22 protein-coding genes are annotated in these 23,028 nt (G+C 72.3%); 12 read left to right on the top strand and 10 right to left on the bottom strand.

The features are described from left to right. Positions 1-38: 38 nt before the first annotated feature. Positions 39-341 carry a hypothetical protein gene (locus tag OG494_RS25460; RefSeq protein WP_072480751.1) on the bottom strand — a complete coding sequence of 101 codons (303 nt, stop codon included), beginning with the start codon at positions 339-341 and terminating at the stop codon, positions 39-41. Between the two features lie 17 nt (positions 342-358). Next, the gene (locus OG494_RS25455; RefSeq protein WP_256475974.1) at positions 359-703 is read right to left on the bottom strand and encodes a WXG100 family type VII secretion target; all 345 of its coding nucleotides are present in this window, start codon (positions 701-703) and stop codon (positions 359-361) included. Between the two features lie 426 nt (positions 704-1,129). Here OG494_RS25455 and OG494_RS25450 point away from each other — a divergent pair, with 426 nt between their 5' ends. Beyond that, positions 1,130-2,593, top strand: a complete 1,464-nt coding sequence (locus OG494_RS25450) for a class I adenylate-forming enzyme family protein (RefSeq protein WP_328443029.1) — start codon at positions 1,130-1,132, stop codon at positions 2,591-2,593. Here OG494_RS25450 and OG494_RS25445 read toward each other — a convergent pair. From OG494_RS25445 to OG494_RS25435, 3 genes are read right to left on the bottom strand one after another with little or no spacing between them, the layout of a single operon-like run. Beyond that, the gene (locus OG494_RS25445) at positions 2,590-3,066 is read right to left on the bottom strand and encodes a nucleotidyltransferase domain-containing protein (RefSeq protein ID WP_328443028.1); all 477 of its coding nucleotides are present in this window, start codon (positions 3,064-3,066) and stop codon (positions 2,590-2,592) included. The genes OG494_RS25450 and OG494_RS25445 overlap by 4 nt on opposite strands. Then, positions 3,066-3,509, bottom strand: a complete 444-nt coding sequence (locus tag OG494_RS25440; RefSeq protein WP_328443027.1) for a YdeI/OmpD-associated family protein — start codon at positions 3,507-3,509, stop codon at positions 3,066-3,068. Before OG494_RS25440 ends, OG494_RS25445 begins: the two co-directional genes overlap by 1 nt. Positions 3,510-3,566: 57 nt before the next feature. After that, on the bottom strand, positions 3,567-4,283 hold the full coding sequence (locus OG494_RS25435) for a S1 family peptidase (protein ID WP_328443026.1): 717 nt from the start codon (positions 4,281-4,283) through the stop codon (positions 3,567-3,569). A gap of 177 nt (positions 4,284-4,460) precedes the next feature. On the opposite strand from OG494_RS25435, the gene OG494_RS25430 reads away from it, so the two are divergent. Beyond that, positions 4,461-4,952 carry a hypothetical protein gene (locus OG494_RS25430; RefSeq protein ID WP_328443025.1) on the top strand — a complete coding sequence of 164 codons (492 nt, stop codon included), beginning with the start codon at positions 4,461-4,463 and terminating at the stop codon, positions 4,950-4,952. A gap of 19 nt (positions 4,953-4,971) precedes the next feature. Here OG494_RS25430 and OG494_RS25425 read toward each other — a convergent pair whose 3' ends face one another. Further along, positions 4,972-6,666 (bottom strand): arabinofuranosyltransferase, encoded by a 1,695-nt coding sequence (locus OG494_RS25425; RefSeq protein ID WP_328443024.1) that lies wholly within the window; start codon positions 6,664-6,666, stop codon positions 4,972-4,974. Between the two features lie 141 nt (positions 6,667-6,807). On the opposite strand from OG494_RS25425, the gene OG494_RS25420 reads away from it, so the two are divergent. Beyond that, positions 6,808-7,212 (top strand): Imm7 family immunity protein, encoded by a 405-nt coding sequence (locus OG494_RS25420; RefSeq protein WP_328443023.1) that lies wholly within the window; start codon positions 6,808-6,810, stop codon positions 7,210-7,212. A gap of 9 nt (positions 7,213-7,221) precedes the next feature. On the opposite strand, the gene eccCa is transcribed toward OG494_RS25420, so the two are convergent. Further along, complete coding sequence (eccCa, locus tag OG494_RS25415) at positions 7,222-11,148, bottom strand: type VII secretion protein EccCa (RefSeq protein WP_328443022.1); 3,927 nt, start codon at positions 11,146-11,148, stop codon at positions 7,222-7,224. A 143-nt stretch (positions 11,149-11,291) separates the two neighbouring features. Here eccCa and OG494_RS25410 point away from each other — a divergent pair, with 143 nt between their 5' ends. The 6 genes from OG494_RS25410 to eccD are packed head-to-tail and all read left to right on the top strand — an operon-like array spanning position 11,292 to position 16,758. Then, positions 11,292-12,068 (top strand): WXG100 family type VII secretion target, encoded by a 777-nt coding sequence (locus OG494_RS25410; protein WP_328443021.1) that lies wholly within the window; start codon positions 11,292-11,294, stop codon positions 12,066-12,068. Between the two features lie 53 nt (positions 12,069-12,121). After that, a complete protein-coding gene (locus tag OG494_RS25405; protein WP_328443020.1) occupies positions 12,122-13,195 on the top strand; it encodes a WXG100 family type VII secretion target in 1,074 nt (357 codons plus the stop codon). Positions 13,196-13,198: 3 nt separating this feature from the next. Continuing rightward, entirely contained in the window at positions 13,199-14,563 is a 1,365-nt protein-coding gene (locus tag OG494_RS25400) for a WXG100 family type VII secretion target (protein WP_328443019.1), read from the top strand. Further along, positions 14,557-15,030 (top strand): hypothetical protein, encoded by a 474-nt coding sequence (locus OG494_RS25395; protein WP_328443018.1) that lies wholly within the window; start codon positions 14,557-14,559, stop codon positions 15,028-15,030. The genes OG494_RS25400 and OG494_RS25395 overlap by 7 nt, the downstream gene beginning before the upstream one ends. After that, positions 15,027-15,347 (top strand): YbaB/EbfC family nucleoid-associated protein, encoded by a 321-nt coding sequence (locus tag OG494_RS25390; RefSeq protein ID WP_328443017.1) that lies wholly within the window; start codon positions 15,027-15,029, stop codon positions 15,345-15,347. Before OG494_RS25395 ends, OG494_RS25390 begins: the two co-directional genes overlap by 4 nt. Positions 15,348-15,384: 37 nt before the next feature. After that, positions 15,385-16,758, top strand: coding sequence for a type VII secretion integral membrane protein EccD (gene eccD, locus OG494_RS25385; protein ID WP_328443016.1), 1,374 nt, complete (start codon positions 15,385-15,387; stop codon positions 16,756-16,758). A 68-nt stretch (positions 16,759-16,826) separates the two neighbouring features. On the opposite strand, the gene OG494_RS25380 is transcribed toward eccD, so the two are convergent. Together OG494_RS25380 and OG494_RS25375 are read right to left on the bottom strand one after the other, a co-directional pair. Then, on the bottom strand, positions 16,827-18,026 hold the full coding sequence (locus OG494_RS25380; RefSeq protein ID WP_442874272.1) for an IS30 family transposase: 1,200 nt from the start codon (positions 18,024-18,026) through the stop codon (positions 16,827-16,829). 69 nt (positions 18,027-18,095) lie between these two features. After that, entirely contained in the window at positions 18,096-19,151 is a 1,056-nt protein-coding gene (locus OG494_RS25375; protein ID WP_328443015.1) for a type VII secretion protein EccE, read from the bottom strand. A gap of 142 nt (positions 19,152-19,293) precedes the next feature. On the opposite strand from OG494_RS25375, the gene eccB reads away from it, so the two are divergent. From eccB to OG494_RS25360, 3 genes are read left to right on the top strand one after another with little or no spacing between them, the layout of a single operon-like run. Beyond that, a complete protein-coding gene (gene eccB, locus OG494_RS25370; RefSeq protein WP_328443014.1) occupies positions 19,294-20,715 on the top strand; it encodes a type VII secretion protein EccB in 1,422 nt (473 codons plus the stop codon). A gap of 11 nt (positions 20,716-20,726) precedes the next feature. After that, complete coding sequence (locus tag OG494_RS25365; protein WP_328443013.1) at positions 20,727-21,425, top strand: response regulator transcription factor; 699 nt, start codon at positions 20,727-20,729, stop codon at positions 21,423-21,425. Next, complete coding sequence (locus tag OG494_RS25360; RefSeq protein WP_328443012.1) at positions 21,422-22,078, top strand: response regulator transcription factor; 657 nt, start codon at positions 21,422-21,424, stop codon at positions 22,076-22,078. The genes OG494_RS25365 and OG494_RS25360 overlap by 4 nt, the downstream gene beginning before the upstream one ends. Before the next feature lie 78 nt (positions 22,079-22,156). Here the strand turns inward: OG494_RS25360 and OG494_RS25355 are convergent, their stop codons facing one another. Next, positions 22,157-22,948, bottom strand: a complete 792-nt coding sequence (locus tag OG494_RS25355) for a nitrilase-related carbon-nitrogen hydrolase (RefSeq protein WP_328443011.1) — start codon at positions 22,946-22,948, stop codon at positions 22,157-22,159. Positions 22,949-23,028 lie beyond the last annotated feature (80 nt).

The following is a 23,028-nucleotide window of genomic DNA, read 5'->3' as shown; positions in this document are numbered from 1 at the left end:
GGGTGTCCCGCACCGGCCGACCGACGTCTAGGCGCGGATCAGCCCGCGAACAGTCCCTGGTTGCGGTTCTCCAGCTGCTGCTGGAGGTCGTGGGCCTCGCCGACCTTGCCGCCGAACTGCGCGATGATGGCGACGATGTCCGCGGTGGCCTGGCGCAGCCGGGTCTCCGACTGGCGCGCCGCGTCACCGGCGGAGCTGCCGGAGGCGTACCAGGTGGCGGTGATGGGCTGGAGGTTCTGGTGCAGCTGCTCCAGCTGCGAGGTGAGCGCCTTGGCCTTGGCGGCCAGGGACGCCGAGCTGTGCTGCAGCGCGGCGAAGTTGATTTCGACGACGTCGGCCATCGGTACGTCCTCTCAGGTCAGGGGTTGAGGCGGGGGATCACGCCCGAGCCCTCGAGGGTGTTGCCGACCCCCTGGAAGCTCTGGTGGACGTCGGAGTCGCCGCGGCCGTAGTTCGCGTGGCTGGTGTGGACGAGCTGCGACATGGTGTCGAGCTCCTTCACGGCCGTGGTCATCTTCTCCTGGAGCCGGCGCTGGAGGTCCCAGAACGCCACAGCCTGGTCACCCTTGTAGTTGCGCAGGGCCTCGGTCAGCTCGGACTCCAAGCTGGCCATCGTGGACTTGGCGTTCGTGGCGGTTTCCTCGAAACCCTGGACGGCGCGCGTCATAGCAGCGGAATCTGCCTGGAATCCCGGACTGGACATCGACGGGCCACCTCCTTCCTGAAGCGAATTTCCCCTGGCGCGGTGATCCGCGCGGTGTGAAAGTCACGCTAGAAAGAAGGGGGGTGTGGTCAAACGGCACAACTGCCGGTCGTGCTGACGGCACTATTACCCACAGGGGACCGGCCCATCCCCGGACGGGGGCGCGCTCCAGTGCCCGTCGTGACCGTCCCGGCCAGGCTGTATGCCCTGGCAGACAAGGGAAATCCGCTGGTCACGCTCCGGTCGTGGCACCACCCGCTGTCGTGCTCGCCGGAGCGACGGCGCCCCTGTGCGCGGCGTCGTGCTCGGGCTGCTCGTAGATGATCGCACGGTGGTCAACACGCCGACCCGGCTCCGGGTGGTCTCTGCCGAAATTCTGAGATCCGCCCGGTAGACCCGGGGGCCCCGGACGGAAGGCGGCCCGAGATGGTCCACCCGCACGCTCTGCTCACCGAACTGGATCGCGCGCCGGACGTGCCCGCGTTCGAGCGGGGGGACGCGGTGACCACCCGGGCGTCGCTGAAGGAGCTGGTCGGCCGGTTCACCGCGGGGCTGCGGGCCGCCGGGCTCGGGCCGGGCGCCGGCGTCGGGATCGCCACCGCCGTCACGCCCGAAGGCTTCGCCGCGATCGTCGCCGCGCACGTGCTCGGCTGCCGGGTCGTCTGCGTGCGGGCCGGGCTGCCGGTGCCGCAGCTGCGGCACATCGTCGAGGACATCGACGCGCTCGTGGTCGACGAGGCGACCGAGTCACCCGAGCTGCTCGGCACCGTCGCGGGCGCGCTGATCCTGCGGATCGGGCCGGAACTGCTCGCCGCGTACGAGGAACCGGTGCCCGCCGGCCGGCCCGGCGACATCGCGACGGTCGTGTTCACCAGCGGCAGCACCGGCGTCCCGAAGGGCGTCGCGTTCAGCTACCGGGCCTTGACCGAAGGGCGCGTCTGGCGGGCGCCGGAGCCCGGCTCGGCGCACGAGAAGCTCGGCGCCGGGTTCAGCCGGTTCCTGCTGTTCGGCACGCTCTCCAGCGCGGTGATGCTCGAACAGCTGGCGCTCTGCCTGCTCGCCGGCGGCACGGCCGTGGTCCCCGACGGGCTCCCGGACTTCCCGTGGATCCTGCCGCGGCTGCGGGTGAGCGCGGCGCTGATGACCGTGCCGCGGCTGCACCAGGTCCTGGACGTCCTGCGGGCCGAGGACGTCGACCTGAGCGACCTGCGGACGCTGATCGTGGCCGGCTCGCCGGTGCCGCCGCACAAGCTCGCCGAGGCGGCCGAGCTGATCGGGCCCGCGATGCACCACGCGTACGGCCAGACCGAGACCGGGATGCTGACGGTCTGCGGGGCGGACGAGGGGCCCGGGTCGGTCGGGAAGGCGTGCGACACGGTCGAGATCGAGGTCCGCGACGCTTCCGGCGCCGCGTTGGCCGAGGGGCGGGAAGGCGAGGTCTGGGTGCGCACGCCGTCGGCCCTGGCGGGCTATTGGCGCGACGAGACCACCACCGCCGAGGTGCTGCACGACGGCTGGGTACGCACCCAGGACCTCGGGCACCTCGACGCCGAGGGGTACCTGCACCTGTCCGGCCGCGCCCGCGACGTCGTGATCGTCAACGCGATCATCCACTACACCGGCCCGATCGAGCACGCGATCGCCGCACACCCGGACGTCGACCAGGCGTACGTCGTCGCGGTACCGGACGCGCTGACCGGCGAGGCGGCGGTGGCGTTCGTGGTGCCGGTGCCGGGGCGCACGCCGGACCTGGCCGAGGTGCGCAAGGGCGTGGCGGCCGAGCTGGGGGAGGCGGCCGTGCCGGCGCGGTTCGAGCTGGTGGACGCGGTACCGGTGGCGCCGTCGGGGAAGCCGGACAAGGCGGCGCTACGTGCGTCCATTGTGGACTAGAAGTGGGTGTCGACGCCGAATTCTTCGCGCAGGGCCAGCATGTCCGCGAGATCACGCCCGGCCGGCTCGTACCCCTGGTGGAAGAACACCTGCTGGGCCACGGAAACGCACGGCACCTCGACGCCGTCGATCCGTCCCGTGACGAAACACCCGGCGGGGTAAGGGAAAGTCCCGCCGGGGGCGGCCTGGACGGCTGAGCCGTCCTCGGCGAAGACCAGCGGGTGCAGGTCGAGCTCGGTGCCGCCGCCGGAGAGGACGAACCGGACCGGGCGCAGGTCGAGCGTCTCGCGGTAGCCGAGCGTGGCCAGCGCCATGAGCACCGCCGGCTCCTGCTCCCGGCGGTGCAGCAGGTCGAGGTCGCGGTGTTCGCGCGTCTGGCGGCCGAGCAGGGCGTCGACACCCCAGCCGCCCGCGAGCCAGACTTCGGCCGGGGCCAGGGTTTCGAGCACCCGCAGGACCGTCCGGGCGTCCATCACTTCCCGGCGCGCAGGTCCGTGACGACCTTGGCGATCCGCCGTTGCCGGGTTTCCTCGGTCTTCGCCTGCCCGATCGGCAGCACGAACCCTTGTTTCCGGCTGTAGGACAGGCTTTCGAACCGTTTCAGGGCTTCGCTGTCGGCGGCGAGCGCCGTGGCCAGGTCCGCCGGGATCTCCAGCTCGCGCGGCGCCGTGTCGAGGACGATCTCGACGTCGACGTCGTCCCCCGCGGCGACGCCCGCTTTCTCGCGGTTCTCCGCGCTGAGTGGCACGAGGTACTGCCCGCCGCGGCTCGCGACCGTCGTCCGGTAGGAGTGGCCGCCGAGGGTGACGGTGACCGCGGGCTTCTTGCCGGCGCCGAGCGCCTCGACGACGTCGCCGGGCACCGGCAGGCCGGTCGCCGTCTTGCCGCCGAGCAGGACCGTGGTGCGGAACTTCATGGGGCGAGTATGCCCCGCGCCGGCCTCCCGGGCGGTGAGGCCGGCGCGGGACGCGTGTCAGACGCCCGCGGTGGTGCGGATCCAGCTGCGGCTCGACGCGATGCTCGCGTAGTTCTGCGTGCCCTGCGGGTTCGAACCGGAGTTGTTGCCGGTGGAGCAGACGCCGACCTGGAGGCCGTTGTAGAGCTCCGGCCCGCCCGAGTCGCCGTGCCAGGCCGAGCCGTTGACACCCTGGCTGGCGATGGCCGTGCCGCCGAAGGCGTCCGTGCTGGTGCCGGTGACGCGGACGTTGGCGGTCTTCAGCGTGCTCGAGGGCGGGCTGGTGCCCTGCGTGCGGCCCCAGCCGTAGATCTGGTTGGTGGACCCGGACGGCGGGTTGCCGGTGCCGAGCTTCATGTACGTGGTGTTCACCGCCGTCGAGAGGTGCAGGAGCGCGACGTCGCCGTTGGGCGAGGCCTTCTGCTGGTCGACGGCGGCGTTCGTGCCCTGCTGGAGGGTCACGTTGCCGACCTTCACGTGCATGCCCGGCGAGTTCAGGCAGTGCTGGGCGGTGAGCACCCACTGCGGGGCGATGATCGTCCCGGAGCACTCGAAACCGCCGTAGGTGGTGACGTTGTTCCAGTAGATCTGGGCGCCCCACGGCGCGGAGGAGACGGTGCTCCCGCCGATGATGTCCTCCTGGGCGTCCGCGACTCCCGCGGAGACCAAGCTCAACGCGGCGGCAGCGGCACCGACCGCGGCAACCGCCTTCGAAGCCTTCGAAACCACAGACATTCGCATGAAAATGCCCTTCGGCCTGGTGATCCGTCCCGAGCGGGACGACTCGCCCAAGGTAAGTTCCGCCGGAATTTTCCGAAACCTACCGAAGTCGGAAAGTTGCCGACGGTGAATGTGTTCGGCCCGGTGGCCGGGACGGGCTAGAGTGCCCGCGGCCACGCACGAGGGGGAACCATGGCGGCACCGGAGCACGACCCGGAACTGTTCGACGAGCTGATGCGCACCGAACGTCGCCGTCGGCCGGTCGGCCGTTACGCGATCGCGACGCTCGTGTTCGGGCTGCTCGTCCTCGCCGCCTGCGTGGTGTGGTGGCGGCAGCCGTCCGGGGACCGGCTGCCCGAGGGGGAGGCGCACGGACTCGACATCACGGCGGGCCAATGCTTCTGGTCTCCGACGGGCACGGGCGAAGTCGACGTGCTGCTGACGCCCCGCACCGAGCGGCACACCGCCGAGGCGTTCGCGGTGCTCCCGCTGGCCGAGGGCTCGATGCCCGACATCGGCGGGTCCTACCAGCCCATCCTGGACCGCTGTCAGGCCGCCGCCCGCCCGATCCCCGGCGCGCGAGTCCAGGTCATGACCCCGGTATCGGTCAGCGGAATCGGGGGCAAGCCCCGGGCGGTCTGCTACTACCGCTTCACGGCCGAGATGACCGCGCCCGCGCGCTGAGGTGCCCGCCGACCCTCGCTCACCGATCCGGTGGCCCGCAGTACTGGGCCTTCACCGGGTCGTGGTCGTAGCGCAGGCCGGTGCGCGCGAACGCGCCCACGACGTTCTCCCGGAACCGCGCGAACGTCCACGGCGCGCGGACCGAGTCCAGCATCTCGCGCACCTGCGGGCAGGCCAGCGTCCGGCGGATCGCCGCCAGGTTGTCCGGGGGGAACTCGGCCGGCGTGCCGAGGGCCTGGTCCGCCACCGCCCAGATCGTGCCCGCGTACTTGTCGTGGCCGACGCGGCGATCCGGGTAGGGCGTCGTGTGCGCGGCCACCGGGTTCGCGAGGCCGATCGGGTCGTGGACCGCCACTTCCAGCGGTAGCAGCAAACCCGGGCCGCCGATGTTGAAGAACGTCCCGGCGCTGTAGCCGGCCGCCGACGGGTACGCGTGCCAGGTGTCGTCGTCCCAGAAGAGCACCGGGCCCGGCTCCGCGGCCAGGCGCGGGCGGAGGCGGTCGGCGATCGCCGTGAACTGCGCGAAGTCCGTGGCCAGGACCGGGTTCGCGTGGCCGCTGGCGATGACGTAGCTCGCGCGCTCGTCGGCGATCCCGGTGGCTTCGTCGAGCGGGGCCGGCAGGCCGGCGTAGGGCGTCCGCAGGTCGACGGCGGCCACCAGGGCGTAGGCCCCCAGCGCGGCCACCGGCAGCGCCGACGCGCGGGTGAGCCGGACCGCCATCACCGGCAGCAGCAGGCAGAACAGCGCCGGCAGCAGCATCCGGGCGTGCATGAAGTCGCCGCCCATGCGGACGACGTACAGCGCCTGCGCGAGCCCGGCCACCACCGGCACCGCGCACACGACGACCACCCGGCGGTCGAAGGAGAAGCGCCGGAGCAGGGCCGCCAGGGCGCACAGCGCGAGCGGGATCCACAGGAGGTACGGCGTGAAGAAGTCGTCCAGGTACGCCCAGCCCTCGTCCCACCGCACCCTCGACGCTTCCTTCACCAGCGCGGTGTTCGGCGTCAGCAGGCCGTAGTACCCCATGCGGAACACCTGGTACGCCAACGGAAGCGCCGCGGCGGCCGCGAGCCAGGCCGCCGCGGCTCGCCAACCCCGCCACTCCAGCACCAGCAGGCCGATCCCGGCGAAGACGCTGAACAGCAGCAGATCCGGCCGGACGAGCACACCCAGGCCCACCGCGACGGCCGTCGTCCACAATGGACCGCACGGCTGCCGCAGGGCGCGGCGGACCAGCAGCCACCACGTGCCGCCCAGCCACAGCAGGATCAGGCCGGTCTCGAGCCCGGATGTCGCGAAGTCCCGGAACGGCGGCAGCGCGAGCACGACGAGCCCGCCCGCAGGCAGGGCGAACCCGCCGCTGAGCCGGCGGGCGCCGTCGAGGGCCAGCAGCAGCCCGGCGGCCGCGCAGAGCAGGCCGGTGACCACGGCGACCCACTCGAGCGGGATACCGGGCACCCAGCCGAACGCGGCCAGCAGGTACGTCCAGAGCGTGCTGGTGTTCGCTTCGACGCGCTCACCGACGTTGAAGACAGGCCCGTTCCCGGCCAGCAGCTGCCGCACGGTCCGCAGCACGATCAGGCCGTCGTCGCTCATCCAGCGCCGATCCCAGGCCGCGGCGGCGAAGCCGGCCACGGTGAGCCCGAGCGTGACGCGGTTGACGAGCCGCCAGGGCGAAACTGCGGCGGGTTCCTCGACGACCACGGTCTTCACGGACAGCTCCCTGGGGAAACGCCGGCGCCCGCGCGCACCCGGGAAGCCGGCCGCGCCCGCGGTGGCGCAGGCGGGGAACTGTAGCGGAAGACGGCCGCGGTCAGAACGCCACGGCCGTCCGGAGCCGCTACCGTGCGGCGGATGTACGAGTTCCACGGGTGGTTCGGCATCTCCGAGAACGCTGAAGACGGCGATTCGGGCACCCTGGACGACGGGCTTCGCGACTTGCGTGCGCGCATCGAGGCCCTCGGCTGGGACGGCGTGCCGTCCGCCGCGGCGTCCCTGGACGTGCACAACGGGACGTACTTCCTCATCGTCAACGGAGCGCCCAACCGGCCGGCCGCACTCGGCACGGACCTGACCGGGTTGCTGGACTTCGTCGCGAGGCGGTTCCCCGGATCCTGGGGGCTGCTCTACGAACGGTCCGACGACCTCGAGCGGCCGCCCGGGCCCGGCGCGTTCCGGGTGCGGGTCATGGCGAGAGGCCGGCTCGTCACCCGGCTGGACCCGTTCCTCTCGCCGGTGAACCCCGTGATCGAGGACTGAGACCGGCGGTCAGGACTCCACGGGCTTGGTCCACGCCACCTGGACGAGACCCGTGCCGTGGCGGCGCGAGACCAGCGTTCCCCGGCCCGGCGGTTGCGGTGACGGCTTGACGTCCGCCAGCAGCGCGCCCTCGTCCTTGGTGCCCGACATGATCAGGCCCGGGGAGCCCAGCTCCCGCAACCGCTGCAGCACCGGTTCGAACAGCGCGCGGCCCGCACCGCCGGAACCTCGCACGATCAGCACGTGCAGGCCGATGTCCCGCGCCTGCGGCAGGAACTCCAGCAGTGGCTGCAGCGGGTTCCGCCCGACCGTGGCCACGAGTTCGTAGTCGTCCACCAGGACGAACAGTTCCGGGCCACGCCACCACGAGCGGTTGCGCAGCTGCTCCGGTGTCACCGACGGGCCCGGCAAGCGGTTGCGCATCGCCGTCGCGCAGTCCGCGATCAGTTCCGTCAGTTTGCCTTCCGCGCCCGCGTAGCCCAGCAGGTGCGCTTCGGAGACCGCGCCCAGCAGGCCGCGGCGGTAGTCCGCGACGATGATCGCCGCCTCGTCGGGGGTGTACGCCGAGGTGATGCCGGTCGCGATCGCCCGCAGCAGCGAGCTCTTCCCGGACTCGACGTCGCCGAAGGCCACGAAGTGCGGGTCCGCCGCGAAGTCCAGGTAGACCGGGCGCAACGTCGACTCCGCGATGCCCAAGGTGACCTGCTTGCCGGCACCCGCGGCCAGGGTGTCCAGCGGGACCTCCGGCGGGAGCAGCCGGACCTGCGGCGCGCGCGGGCCCTGCCAGGCCTCGTTGATCCGGCGGGTCAGGTCGACGCCGCCCGCGCCGATCGTCTCCGGGCGCTGGTCGGCGTCGATCCGCGGCAGCGCCGCGAGGAAGTGCAGCTTCTCCGCGGTGATGCCGCGCCCGGGGCGGTCGGCGGGGACGTTGATCGCGACCTTGCGGTCGATCGAGGAGTCCATCGGGTCGCCGAGGCGCAGCTCGAAGCGCGTGCCGATGGCGTCGCGCAGCTGGGCGCGGACGCCGATCCACTGGTTGAGCGAGACGATCACGTGGATGCCGAACCCGAGCCCGCGCGCGGCCAGCCCGGTGATCTGCTCCTCCAGCTGCTCGTACTCCTGCCGGATCGTGGTCCAGTTGTCCACGAACAGGAAGACGTCGCCGAACTCGCGGCCGTCGGTGCTCTCGGTGAACTCCGCGCGGCGCTGGCGGAACGTCGTGATCGACTCGATCCCGTTGGCGGCGAAGAACTCCTCGCGCTGTTCCAGCAACGTCGTCAGCTCGGCGACGACCCGGCGGCAGCGCTGCGCGTCGCGGCGGGTCGCGTAGCCGGAGGTGTGCGGCAGCCCGGCGATCGGCGCCAGCGCGCCACCACCCATGTCCAGCACGAACAGCTGCACCTCGGCCGGGGTGTGCGTCAGCGCGAGCATGCCCGCGATGTCCTTCATCAGCGTCGACTTGCCGGTCTGCGGGGCGCCGACGATCAGCGCGTGCCCGCCGGCGCCGGAGAAGTCGGCCCACAGCATGTCGCGGCGCTGCTCGAACGGCTTGTCCACCAGCGCGACCGGGATCGTCAGCTTCCCGTTGCCGCCCCAGCCGAGCGGGCACAGGCCGCGCGCGGCGTCCTCGCCCAGCGGCGGCAGGAGCTGGTCCAGCGTCGGCGGTTCGGCCAGCGGCGGCAGCCAGATCTGGTGCGCCGACGGGCCACGGCCTTCCAGCCGCGAGAGCATCGCGTGGATGATCGTCTCGCCGGTGCCGTCGGCGGCCGGCGCGTCTTCGACTTCGGTCGTCACGGGGATCTCGACCGGGGCCAGCGAGAACGGCAGCACGCCGAGCTCCTGGCCGTCCTCGCGCACGACCGTGCTGCGCGGCGGCAGCTCACCCGAGACGTAGGCCGCCTTGAGCCGGATGAGCGTGTCGGTGTCGGCCTTGAGGTAGGCCGACCCCGGCACCGGCGGCAGGTGGTAGGCGTCGGCGACCCCCAGCACCGCACGGCTTTCCGCGGCGGAGAACGTCCGCAGGCCGACGCGGTAGGACAGGTGCGAGTCGAGCCCGCGCAGCCGGCCCTCCTCCAGCCGCTGCGACGCCAGCAGCAGGTGGATCCCGAGCGAGCGCCCGAGCCGGCCGATCGCGACGAACAGGTCGATGAACTCCGGCCGCGCCGAGAGCAGCTCGCTGAACTCGTCGATGATGACCAGCAGCGACGGCAGCGGGTCGAGCGGCGCGCCGTCCGCGCGGGCCTTCTCGTAGTCGCGCACCGACGCGTAGTTCCCGGCCGCGTGCAGCAGCTCCTGCCGCCGCAGCAGCTCGCCGTTGAGGGCGTCGGCCATGCGGTCGACCAGCGCGAGGTCGTCGGACAGGTTCGTGATGACGGCGCAGGTGTGCGGCAGCCCGGTCATCCCGGCGAACGTCGCGCCGCCCTTGAAGTCGATCAGCGCCAGGTTCAGCGTCTCCGACGAGTGCATCACGGCCAGCGCGGTCACCAGCGTCCGCAGCAGCTCGCTCTTGCCGGACCCGGTCGCGCCGATGACCAGGCCGTGCGGGCCCATCCCGCCCTCGGCCGACTCCTTGAGGTCCAGGTCCACCGGCCGGCCCTCGGGGTTGACGCCCAGCGGGATCCGCAGCCGGTCCCGCGCCGCGCGCGGCGCCCACGTCACGGCGGTGTCGGTGTCGCGCGGGTCGCCGATGCCGAGCAGGCCGGACAGCCCGAACGTCGCCGACATCGGCGCCTCGCCGACGACGGCCGCGGGGGTGTGCAACGGCGTCAGCATCCGGGCCAGCGCCTCGGCGGCGCCGCGGTCGAGCACGTCCGGCCGGCCGAGGAACCCGAGCCGCTGCTCGGTGGCGTCGCCGACGACCATGCCGAGCGAGTCCGGCGTGGTGTGCAGGCTCAGCAGCTTCTCGGTCGAGAACGTCCGCGGGTGCTCCGCCCCGACCTCGATCACGGTGATGCCGAGCCGGCCGTCGACGCCGATCAGCCGGGGCTCGCCGTGGGCGTTGCCGCCGTCGACGACCACGACCAGGTGCGGCAGGTCGAGCTCGCTCGCCGCGCGGCGGCTGAACACCGGTCGCTCGCCGAGGTCCGGGCCGAGCAGCTCGGCCAGCGGGACCGCGGCCTCGGCCGCCAGCCGCCGCGAGCCCACGGCGTCCGACGCTGTCGCCGCCGTCGCGTGCGGCAGCCACTTCAGCCACTCCCAGTCGTGCTGCCGGTCCGGCGCCACGCACAGCGCGATCCGCAGGTCGGCGGGGGAGTGGAAGGTGGCGAGCTGGCACAGCAGCGACCGCGTCAGGCCGAGCACGTCCGGGCGGCGCCCGGCCAGGCTCACCGCGGCGAACGACCGCAGCGACAGCGCCACCGGCAGGCCGTCGACCGTCGAGTAGGTGCGGATGAAGTGCTTGAGGCTGGTCGAGGACACCGGGTCCAGGTCCTCCAGCGGCACGGTCTGCGGCGCCTTCAACGGCGTCGCCAGCCGCTGCGGCCCGGTACCGGCGCGGACCTGCGCGAACTGCGAGTCGGTGCGCCGCCGGTCCCACAGCTGCCCGGTCTCGACGTAGGCCCACAGGTCGGCCGGGTCGGGCTGGACGGCGACCATCGCGGCGCGCTGGCCGTCGGCGATGTCGCGGACCTGGCCGCGCAGGCCGGTGAGATACCGCTGGTAGTCGCGGCGCTCGTCGTTGATCTGCGCCTTCTTCGCCATCCCGCCGCGGCCCAGCGACATCACGACCATGCCGCCCATGGCGCAGATGAACAGCGCGCCGAAGATGTAGGTCATCACCCCGCCGTCGCGTCCGATGTAGACGAACGACATCGCGCCCATGCCGAGCATCATCGGCAGGAACATCATCAGCTGCATCATCCCGCCGGACGAGCTCTTCGGCAGCATCGGCGGCGACTGCAGCACGATCTCGGTGGGGCGCTCGGGCGTAAGGCTCATGCGGCGAAAACTCCAGATCCGGGATGGCTCTGCCCGGTATTTTGGCCACTCACCGCCCGCTCGCGGTGGGTACTTTTGCCGTCCGCCCGCTTCCGGGGACGAACTTACGCTCTGCCGAGCAAGCCATCCGCGGAAGGAGACCCATGGCCGGCGAGTACCGGGCTGAGCCCGAGGCGATGCGCTCCGCCGTGGGGAACGTGGGCGGCATCATCGCCCACGGGATCAACGCCGTGGCCGACCTCGAACGCCTGGTCGTGCAGCCGACGTCGTTCGCGACGTTCGGCAGCGCGGTGGCCGCCGCCAACGCGGCCCTGCACTCCGGCCAGATCACCGCGGTCCGCACGCTGCTGCAGCTGTTGCAGCAGATCAACGGGCTCGTCAAGGCCAGCGCCGACGCCTACCAGGCGGCCGACAAGGACGTCGCCACCGGGTACGGGGGCGGCACCGCGACCGGCGGGGCCACGGCGCCCTCGTCGATCTGGGGGAACTCGCACGCCTCCGAGCTCGCCACCCTGGCGATCAACGACAGCGCGGGCGCCCACGGCGAGCCGTCGTCGGTCGGCAACGTGCTGCGCTACCTGGGTGACGCGGACCTCGGCAAGCTCGGCGACCACCCGATCACCGACACCCGCTTCCACGGCGTCGCGGACTTCAACGACTGGCTCGCCGGCGACGCCGACAACCAGGCGCGGATGGGGCTGATCGAGGTCTACGCCGGCACCGCCCGCACGTTCTCCGACGTCCCCGGCGGCGTGCACAGCGGGGACGTCGTGGTGGTCGAACCACTGCTGTTCTCCGACCGCCAGCCGGTCATCGGCGTCGCCGGCGACGGCGGCCGCCTGTACAACCACGGGCTCCTCGACGCCCGTATCAGCGGGCTGGCGAAAGTCAGCGTGTACCGGCCCGCGTCCGTCGTCTGAACTTCTTCCCGTGTGCCCGATGAGACCCCGATGAGACTCTGTGAGGTCGTCCGATGCTGACTTTCCCGAACTCCAGCGCGATGGACGCGACCGCGGCCTCGGGCGGGCCGATCACCGTCCTGCCGCAGATCGTCACCGGTCAGCCGGAGCAGATCGCCCAGCACGTGCTCGACCTGGTCAAGAAGGCCGAGCAGTTCCTGAGCATGTACACCGAGCTGTCCAAGGCCGCCGACCAGCTCGGCAAGATCTGGTCGGGCGCGGCGAGCGAGTCGGCGCTGAAGAAGATCACCGACTCCCTCGACCAGCTGACCAAGATCATCGGCGTGGTCCAGAAGGGCGCCGAGCTGCTCGGCATCTCGGGCACCCTGATCAAGACCGCGCAGGAGGCCTACCGCGCGGTCGTCGCCGCGGTGAACCCGACGGTCGCCTCGCTGATGTCGAACCCGTGGACCTACGGCGCGGCGGTCGCTTTGTCGACCGGGACGAGCGCGTCGCTGCGGGCCTTCATCACGTCGATCGGCGCGTTGCTCAAGGCGCTCGGCGCGACCGACCTCGCCCAGCAGATCACCCAGCTGGCGACGGTCATCGGCGAGATCGAGAAGCTGTTCCACCACGACACTCCAACCGCGGGAGCGACGACGCCGTCGGCGGGGACCACCCCGGTCACGGCGCCGCAGGCCCCGTCGTCGGTGGCGAGCCCGGCCGGGCAGCAGGCGGTGGCGGGCGGGAGCGGTGGGGGGATCCCGCAGCAGCCTTCGTTCACCGACTACACCCCGCCCGCGCTCGCCACCGGCGGCGGTTCCAGTGGTGCGACCACTCCGGTGACGGCCAACGGCACCCCGCTCGACCCGTCGAACAGCTGGATCGCGGTGGACCCGTCGCAGCACGGTGCCACCGTGCCGACCCAGCCGGCGCCGGTCACCCAGCCCGTCGCGCAGCCCGCCCCGGTCACCGGCGGCTCCGGCGCGATCGGCGGAGCGAACGAGGTCGTCATCCACACCAACCTCACCACCGGTGAGTCCACTGTGGAGGCTCCCGGTGGCCAGGACTTCGACGTCGACATCAACCTCGACTACAACGGAAAGCACTTCAGCCAGCACGTCGGCTACGACGCGGCCGGGAACTAGCCGATGTGGGGTTCGGGGGTCGTCGACGCGTCGGGTGTGGTCAGCTCCGTGCTGTCCGGGTACCGGCAGGTTCTCGTCGAGTGCCAGCGGCGCGTCACGGGTGATCCCGGCGCGCTGAGCGCGGCGTCGCAGCAGGTCGCCACCCAGGCCTCGACGGTTTCGGGCAAGGCCAAGGAGATCGACGACTCGGCGAAAACGTTGCACGCGGACTGGGACGGCGACGCCTACACCGCGTTCGCCACCGCGGCGCGGAAACTGGGCGGGGAGCTCACCGACGCCGCCACGAAGCTCGACGACCAGGCGAAACGGCTCTCGACGGCGTCGCAGCTCGTGCAGTCCGCGAAGGCCGCCGTCGACTCGGTGCTCGCGCAGTTCGACCAGTACGCCCAGCAGCTGACCGCGCAGGCCCGCGCCGTGAACTCGGCCTCGGTCGGCGCGTTCATCCAGGCCGCCCGCCAGCTCGGCGAGCAGAGCGTCCAGGCGGCGCGCCAGGTCGTCGACGAGTTCTCCGACGCGCTCGCCGAGCTGTTCCCGCCCGAGGGCACCCAGCGGCTGGAGTACAAGCTGGGCAAGAAGACCGCGGGCCCGCTGGGGTGGCTCAACGGCAGCCCGCTCGACGGGCGCAAGCGGCCGCGCGACGCGCCGTCGTGGTTCAAGAACTCGGGCTGGAAGAAGCTCACCTGGGACGGCCTCGAAGGCACCCGCGCGCCGAAGAAGGCGGACACGCCGTTCGGGCAGCCGAAGCCCGAGAGCCTCAAGGACAAGCTGGGCAACAACACCGAGATCACCTACTACAAGTTCAAGCAGGACCAGGACGGGCTCACCCCGGAGTACGACGGGAAGATCACGTCGAAGGGCTGGGACGTCGGCGCGTCCGGGCACACAGAGCTGGCCGCGGTGAAGGAAGAGGGCGAGCTCAAGGGCGACTGGGGCGTCTCGTCGGCGCACGCCAAGGGCACGCTGTTCGCCGGCGGCGAGGCGAGCGCGTCCGGCACCCTCGGCGCGCACGGCGTCGGCGCGCACGCGAACGCCTTCGTCGGCGGCAAGGTCGAGGGCGAGGTCGCCGCGGACGTCGCCGGCATCGGCGTCGGCGCGAACGGCACGCTGCAGTACGGCGTCGGCGCGCAGCTCGACGCCCAGGCCGTCTACGACGCGGGCCACCTCAAGGTCAACTTCAAGGCGGGCGCGGCGCTCGGCTTCGGCGCCGGAATCGGCGCGAAGATCGACATCGATCTGCCGAAGGTCGGCCACACGATCAGCGAGTACGGCGGCGCGGCCGTCGACTACGTCGGCACCGCGGCGCACGACGCGGCCAACGCCGTCGGTTCCGCTTGGGACGACGCGGTTTCCTCCGTGGGGGCGTGGTGACCCTTCCCCTGGACTTCGTGATCCCCGACGGCTGGACGGCCGTCGACCCGGGCGACTCCGGCGCGGTGTTCGTCGCCGTGCACGAGGCGCCGGCCGGCGAGTTCGTCCCGAACATCACGGTGAGCGTGCAGCAGCGGCCGGACGCGAAGTCGATCGACGACATCGCCGCCGAAGCCGTCGAGCGGCTGTCCCTCACCTCGGCCGGGCTCGACGTCCTGAGCCACCGGGACGTCGGCGCCCCGGCCGCGCCCGGTGTCATGCAGCTGCTGCGCCTGCGCACCGGCGAAGGCACCGAGCTGATCCAGACCCAGGTGCACCTGACCGTCCCCGGCGCCACGCCGGAGCAGCGGCTGGTGCTCGAGCTCGCCTGCACGGCCGCGCCCGCGACCGCGCGGGCGCTCTCACCCGGTTTCCAGCGGTTCGTGGGCAGCGTCCACGTCCGCCAGCACGAAGGGAAAACGCGATGACCGATCCGTACGCGGTGCCGGACATGGACGAACTGCTGGCGCAGGTGCGCAAGCAGACCGAAGAGGTCCAGCGGATCCAGCGCACGGTCGAGGCGATGGAGGTCAAGGCGCACTCGCGGCAGAACGAGGTCACCGTCACCCTCCGCGGCGACGGCCGGTTCACCTCGATCGACATCGACCCCCGCGCGATCCGCGAGTACGACGCCCGCAACCTCTCGGAGATCGTGCTGGAGGCGGTGAACGCCGGGCTTTCGAAGCTCGCCGAGGCTTCGAACGCGAAGTTCGCCCCGGTCATCTCGGCCGCCAAGAACATCTGATGACCGCCGACGTGTTTTTTCCCGAGGAGGCGGCACGATGACCGCCGCCGCAATCACGGGCACGACCCGCCGGGTCACCGTGGTCACGCCCCGGGCCCGCGTGGACGTCGCGCTACCGCAGCAGTCGACGTTCGCCGAATTGGTGCCGCAGCTGGTGCGGCTCGCCGGGGCGTCCGGGCAGGCCTCGGCCGACCATCCGGGCTGGGTGCTTTCCCGGCTGGGAGGGGCGCCACTGGCGCTCGGCCTGAGCGTCGCCGCGGCGCAGATCCGCGACGGCGAAGTCCTCCACCTGACCCCGCGGGAACGCCCGCGGGGTCCGCTGCTGTTCGACGACGTCGTCGATTCGATCGCCAGCGTCGCCGACTCGACCGGCGGCTGGGGTCCGTCGGCCGCCCGGCGGTCCGGGCTGGTGGCCGCGGTGGTGCTGCTGCTGGCCGGCGGGCTGCTGGTGCAGGCCGCGGCGTCCGGCAGCGTCCTGGCGCCGATCGGGACCGGGCTGCTGGCGCTGGTGCTGCTGCTGGGTGGCGGCGCGCTGAGCCGTGCCTACGGCGACGCCGAGGCCGGCGCGGCCGGGTCGCTCGCCGGGGTCGGCGTCGCGCTGCTGGCCGGGATGTCCGTGCTGCCCCCGCACCCGCTGTTCTCGCTGTCGGCCGGCCCGCTGGCCGCGGGCTTCGCCGCGGTGACGATCTACGGCGTGCTCGCGGCGGTCTCGGTCGCCGACCGGCTGCCGTGGTTCGTCGCGATCACGGTCGCGGCCGGCTTCGGCGCGGTGACGACGGGAGTCGTGCTGCTGGCCGGCGTCTCGCCGGTGGCGGCCGCGGCGGTGGCGGCGGTGCTCGCCACGGCGCTGGCCGCGGTGGCCCCGATGCTGGCGCTGCGCCTCGCGCGTCTCCCGCTGCCCCGGGTCCCGGAGGACATGGAAGCGTTCCGCGCCGACGAACAGCCGTCGCTGGGCACCGAGATGTTCGGCCGGACGTCCCGCGCGCAGGCCGTCCTGACGGGCTTACTGGTGGCGCTGGGCCTGGTGGTCCTGTTCTCGACGGTCGTCCTCGCGACGGGCGGCCCGTGGGACGCCGGTTTGGCGGCGGTGCTGGGCCTGGCGTGGATCCTGCGGTCCCGCTCGTACGCCGGCAGGACGCAACGCCTGGTGCTGGTGGGGTTCGGCATCACGAGCCTGGTCGTCGCGGGCGCCTGGCTGGTGGCCTCGGGCAACCGCACGGCGATCTTCGCGACGGGCTGCGCGGTGGTCGTCGCGGCGGCGATCTGCCTGGTCTACGCCACGCGGGTGGCCCGCGGCGTCCGGTCGCCGTACTGGTCCCGGCTGCTGGACGTCTCGGAGTTCCTGGTGCTGCTGTCGCTGGTCCCGTTCGTCGGCATGATCGCCGGAGTCTACGAAGCCGTCCGCGGCTGAGCGTGATCTGGTCCAAAGTCCGTGAAGGACTCCTTGAGGGACTCAGAGTCCCTCAAGGAGTGGCGGATTCACGCGGTGGTTGCAACACCTGGTGTCTGCTGATCCAACAGTAACGCCGTGAGGACCTCGGCTGGTGTTCGCCAGCCGAGGGTCTCCCGCGGCCGCCCGTTCAGCTCTTCGGCTACCCGCACCAACTCCGCCGCGTTGTGCTGGGACAGGTCGGTGCCTTTCGGGAAGTACTGACGCAACAGGCCGTTGGTGTTCTCGTTGCTGCCCCGCTGCCACGGCGAATGCGGGTCACAGAAGTAGATCTCCAACCCGGTGTCCACGGTGATCTTCCGGTGATGGGCCATTTCCTTGCCCTGATCCCAGGTCAGCGAGCCCAGCAGCAACGGCGGCAACGCCGCGATCATCTCCGTCATCGCCGCCGCGACGGTGGCGGCGTCCCGTCCGTCGGGTAGGTGCAGCAACATCACGAACCGGGTCTGGCGTTCCACCAGCGTCCCGATCGCCGACTTGTTGTCCTTGCCCAGGATCAGGTCCCCTTCCCAATGCCCCGGAACGGCCCGGTCAGCGACCTCTGCCGGCCGTTCACTGATGTTGACCATGTCCTGGATCCGGCCCGAGGGTCGTTCCCGGCGGGCCTGGGCTTGACGTCGTGGCATTCGCAACGCCCGCCCGGTCCGCAGCGCGGTGGTCAGTTCCCGGCGTAGCGCACCCCGGCCCTGCACATACAGCGACTGGTAGATCGTTTCGTGTGACACCCGCATCTCCGGCCGGTCAGGAAAATCCAGCACCAGTCTCTCGGAGATCTGCTGGGGTGACCACTTGCGGTCCAGCCCCGCCTGCACGATCTTCCGCAGCACCGGGTCGGCCTGGAGTTTCGCGATCTTCGGTCGTTTCGCGCGGTCGTCGGCGCGGTGCTGGGCCGAGCTGGCCCGATACGCGCCGGTCAGGCCAGTGTTGCGGGCCAGCTCCCGTGACACCGTCGAGGCCGGGCGTCCGATCGCCCGGCCGATGGCGCGGGGGCCGTGGCCTGCAGCTTTCAGGCAGGCGATCTCGTCCCGTTCAGCGATACTCAACCGGAGCGGGCCGGGCTGGCGGGGTGCGTTGCTGATCACCCCGCCAGCTTGACGGAACAGCCGCACTCCGGTGGTCGGGGCGAAGCCGGCCGCTTGCGCGGCCGGCTTCGCCGCTGTCCCGGCCCGGACCTGGTCCCAGAACTCCAGCTGCACCGACCTCGGCAGCCAGCGATGCATTCGCGCCATCTGCAATCCCACCTTTCGTTGAGGTGGTGTTGCGATGACCTCATGACTCCGAGAGTCCTTCACGGACTTTCAGGAGTCCAGCGCGAGGGGGAGCGTCCGACGGACGCCGGCGCCGTGGCGGCCGTGCAACGGAACCGCCGACTCGGGTGACGGCACCGGCTTACCCGGCCGGGCGCCCACCCGGATCGTCAGCTCCTCGTGTTCCTTGCCGCCCGCCGTGCGGCGCAGCGTGTACGACGACGCCGTGAACGCCGCCTCCGGGACCGGGATGTCCAGAGCGCGCACCGATCGCGGCCGGAAGCACATCTGGGCCGCGTCACCCCACCGCCACGAGCGCCAGTGGTCCGTGAGCCCTTCGGACGGGCCCTGGACGCCCAGCGCCACGCGCAGCTCCTGGCCCAGCTCGCCCGCTTCCAGCACCGTGCTCGGGTAGCCGGCCTCGGCCAGCTCGCCCATCAGGCTCAACGCCGCCGATGCCGTGCTGCGCAACGCGCCGAGGTCGCCGCCGCCGCGGGCCAGTGCCGCGATCGGCGCGAGGTCCGGGCGGTAGCGCACGGCCAGCCAGCGCACCCGCAGCACCTGGTCGCCGCGCGGGACCGCCCACGTCAGCAGCTGCGCCGACGCCAGCGGGACGTCGGTGCGGCGGTAGGCCGCGCGCAGGATGTCCACCAGCGCCGCGGGGGACGGCGAGCCCGACCCGGGTGTGAGGCGCACCAGCGCGCTCCAGCCGCCGTCGACCTCGGCGACGCCGAAGCGGTTGCCCGCGCGGTCGACGTGCTGGCGCACCTTCACCGGCCCGGCCACGCGCATCAGGGGGTCCGGGCTGTCGTGGCGCGTGTCGTGCCGTCGCAGGCGGTACGAGATCCACGTCAGGGCCCAGCCGGCCGGGTGCCGGCCGGCGAACCGCACCGACGTCAGCAGCACCACCAGCCCGGCGGCGGCGCTGACGCCGATCCGGACGGGCTGCGCGAGGCCGCCGACGGTCCACGCGAGCAGCGCGGCGATGGCCGCGACCTCCCACACCGCGGCCTGCAGCGGCCGGATCGGCAGCAGCCACGGCAGCGGCGCGCGAGCGGGTCGCGGCGGCGCCGGACGGACGGCGGATTCAGCGGTTCCGACGGACACAGGTTCCCCTTTCCCCGGTCCGGGACGCTAGTACCTCCCCAGATACGGCGTGGGCGTAAAAATTACCCTCGCCGTGTCCGGATCGGGTGCTTAGCATCAACCGCTCGGAGGGTCGGTACGCACACACCGGGGGCGCAGCAGCGTGTGGACGCAGCGGGACCAGATCCAGGCGTACCAGTTCCTCCGCCGCAGGCTGGTCTCCGCGCTCGTCGCCGCCGACGCCAACCACCCCGTCTCACCCAGCCGCCGCCTCGTGCTCGGCACCGTCCTGGGTCTCGTCGCCGCCCTGCTCGTCACCGCCGTCTTCGGCATCATCGGCCTGCTCAACCCCAACGGCGGTAAAGACTGGCTGGCCGGCGGCAAGGTGATCGTCGAAGAGGGCACCGGCGCGCGGTTCGTCCTCGGTGCCGACGGCGTGCTGCACCCGGTCCTCAACTACGCCTCCGCCCGGCTGCTGGCCGGCGGCAACGGCGACGCGACCGTTTCGGTGTCCTCGGAGAACCTCGGCAAGGCCGGGCGCGGCACCCAGATCGGCATCGCCGGCGCCCCCGACTCGCTGCCCGCGGCGCCGGCGCTGGTCACCGCGCCGTGGACGAGCTGCAGCCGGACCACCCAGGACGCGCCCGCGTCGGCCGAGCCGCGCACCGCCGTCCTGCTCGCCACCCCGGCCTCCGGCGTCGAACTCCCGCGCGACCAGGGCGTCATCGTCCGGCTGCCGCAAGGCGATCGCTTCCTGCTCTCCGGTGGCCGGCGCTACAAGCTCAGCGACGAGGCCGCGACCGCGCTGCAGTTCGACAGCTACCCGACGATCGCGGTGTCCGCCCGCTGGATCGACACCGTCGCGTCCGGACGCGACCTCACCGCGCTGCCGGTCGACGGCGCCGGCGGCCGCGGCCCGGCCGTGGGCGGCCGCGACACGCGCGTCGGCGAAGTGCTTTCGGTGGTCGACGCGATGGCCGCGCCCGGCACCGCGACGTCGTACTACCTCGTCCGCGCGGACGGTCTCGAGCCGGTCGGGCAGACCGAAGCCAGCCTCCTGGTGACGACGGAAGCCAACGCGGCCGCCTACTCCGGGACCCCGGCGCCGGTCGAGGTGCGCGCCGCCGACGTCGCGGGCGCGCGGAAACTCGCGGCCCCCCGCGCGGGCGGCGCCGACCCGGCCGCCTTCCCGGACCGCATCCCCGGCAAGGCGCCGATCACCGGGAACGCGGTGACGTTGTGCAGTCAGGGGAACCGGTTGCTCGTTTCGGCCGAATTCCCGCTTCCCGCCGGATCCCGGGCCATCCAGGTCACGACCCGCTCCGAAGCAAGGGTGGCGGACGAGGTCTACGTGCCGCCCTCGGGAGGGGCGGTGGTCGCCGAAGCGGGTTCGGCGACGACGTACTTGGTGACCGACACGGGCCGGAAGTATCCGGTGGTGAACACGCAGGCGCTGGCCTCACTGGGGTACGGAGGGGTGGCCCGCCAGTCGATCGCAGGTAGTTTGCTCGCATTGGTGCCGACGGGCCCCGCGCTGGATCCGGCCACCGCCGGCCGGCCGGCCCCGTCGGGTGGAACGGGGTGAAAGTCGTGCACATGACAGAAGAGCGCTCGACCGAAGACGCAGTGGCCGCGACGGGCCGGATCCGGGTCGCGGTCGTCGAGGACCACCCGCTGTACCGCGTTTCCGTGGAACGCGTGCTGGCCGAAGCCGATTTCGTCGAACTCGGCGCGGTGGTCGACTCGGTCGCCCGCTTCCACGTCCACCGGCAGCCACCGGGCAGTGTGGTGCTGCTCGACCTCGGCCTCCCGGGCGTCGCGGGCGCGGCGGCCGTGCTGGAGGTCTGCGAACTCGGCCACCACGTGCTCGTCGTGTCCGCCCAGGCGGAACCGGACGTCGTGCTCGGCGCGATCGCGGCCGGCGCGCGCGGCTTCCTGTCGAAGGACGTCGACGCCGAGGAGCTGCTGATCGCGATCAAGACGGTCGCCGACGGCGGCGCGTATGTCTCGGCGGTGGTCGCCGGGATGATCATCAAGGACAACGCCGACCGCCCGGTCACCGCGGCCGAGGTCGAGCTGTCGCCGCGCGAGGAGCAGGTGCTGCGGCTGGTCGCGGCGGGGGAGCGGGACGTCGACATCGCGCTGATCCTCGGCATCGGCGTCCGGACGGTGCGCGGTTACCTCGACCGGATCCGCGACAAGACGGGCGAACGGCGCCGGCCGGGGCTGGTCAAGGAAGCCATCCGGCGCGGTCTGATCGGCGGGTCGGGCCCGCGGCGCGGGGGCCGCAAGTGAGCGGCTCCGGTACGGAGAACCCGGCTCCCCGGCGCATCCACGTCGGGGTGATCGAGGACCACCCGCTCTACCGGTACGCGCTCACCCGCGTGCTCACCGAGGCCCCGGACATCGAGCTGGGCGCGGTCGCCGACTCGGTGGCCCGCTTCGCGGTGCAGGACCAGCCGGCGGGCAGCGTCGTCGTCCTCGACCTCAAGCTGCGCGGCGTCCAGGACGCGGCCGCGGTCCTGGAGGTGGGGGCCATGGGGCACAAGGTGCTGGTGGTGTCCGCGCACGCGGAGCAGCCCGAGGTGCTGGGCGCGATGCAGGCGGGCGCGAAGGGCTTCCTGTCGAAGGACGTCGACGGCGACGAGCTGCTGCGCGCGATCCGCACGATCGCCGACGACAACGCGTACGTGTCGCCGACGCTGGCCGGGATGATCATCCAGGACAGCGAAGAGCGCCACGCGGGGCCGAAGATCGTCCTGTCGGAGCGCGAGAAGCAGGTGCTGCGCCTGGTGGCGGCGGGGGAGCGCGACGTCGACGTCGCGGAGATCCTCAACATCAGCGTCCGCACGGTCCGCTCGTACCTGGACCGCATCCGCGACAAGACGGGCGAGCGCCGCCGCGCGGGTTTCGTCCGAGTAGCGATCCGCGAAGGCCTGCTCCGCTAAGACGTCACTTTCGCTAGGAAAGATGCGTCTGAAGGGGCCTCCGACGTATCTTTCCTAGCGAAAGCTCCGCTTTGCGGTTCAAAGTCGGCGGTTGGCCAAAGCGCCGGTCGCCGTGCGGGCCGCCACCGCCACCGCCGGGTCGACGTCCACCACCAAGGTCTCCGCGCCCGGGCCGGCGGACGCGAGCACCCGGCCGAAGCCGTCCGACGCCAGGGAGTACCCGATGCCCGTCGGCGCCTTCGGGTTCACCGTGACGCCCGTCGCCGCCGGGTCGGCCTGGCCGCACGCCAGCACCCAGCAGCCCGAGTCCAGCGCGCGGGCCCGCACCAGGACCTCCCACTGCTCGCGCTTGCCCTCGCCCGCGCCCCACGACGCCGGCAGCAGCACGACGTCGGCGCCGTCGTCGGCCAGCGCCCGGAACAGCTCCGGGAACCGCACGTCGTAGCACGTCGCGACGCCGTAGACGACGCCTTCGAACTCGAACGTCGTCAACGACGTCCCCGGCGCCACCGTGTCGGACTCGGCGAAGCCGAACGCGTCGTAGAGGTGGATCTTGTCGTAACCGCGGTGGTGCCCGCCGCCGGTGACCAGCAGCGTGTTGCGCACCCGCCCGTCCGCCGGGGTGAACATCCCGGCGACGACCACCACGTCGTGCTCGGCCGCGACCGCGGCGACCGCCGACGCCCACGGCCCGTCCAGCGGCTCGGCGACCGCGTCCAGGGGCCGGCCGAAGCGCACCATCGTCGCTTCGGGGAACACGACGATCCGCGCCCCGTCCGCGACCGCCGCCTCGACGCCCGAGCGAACCAGCTTCAGGTTCGCTTCCGGGTCGTCACCCGAGTTGAGCTGGCACAACGCGATTCGCGCCACCGCTGCCTCCTGCATGCTGGGATCCGCCGTCACCCGGGAGTATCGCCGACAGGGCCACGATCGTGACCTCGTACCCTGGT

The organism is Amycolatopsis sp. NBC_00438 (assembly GCF_036026695.1).
In the GTDB taxonomy this organism is placed as follows: domain Bacteria; phylum Actinomycetota; class Actinomycetes; order Mycobacteriales; family Pseudonocardiaceae; genus Amycolatopsis.
The sequence above is the reverse complement of the archived record's forward strand: the minus strand, read 5'-3'. Positions and strand labels throughout refer to the sequence as shown.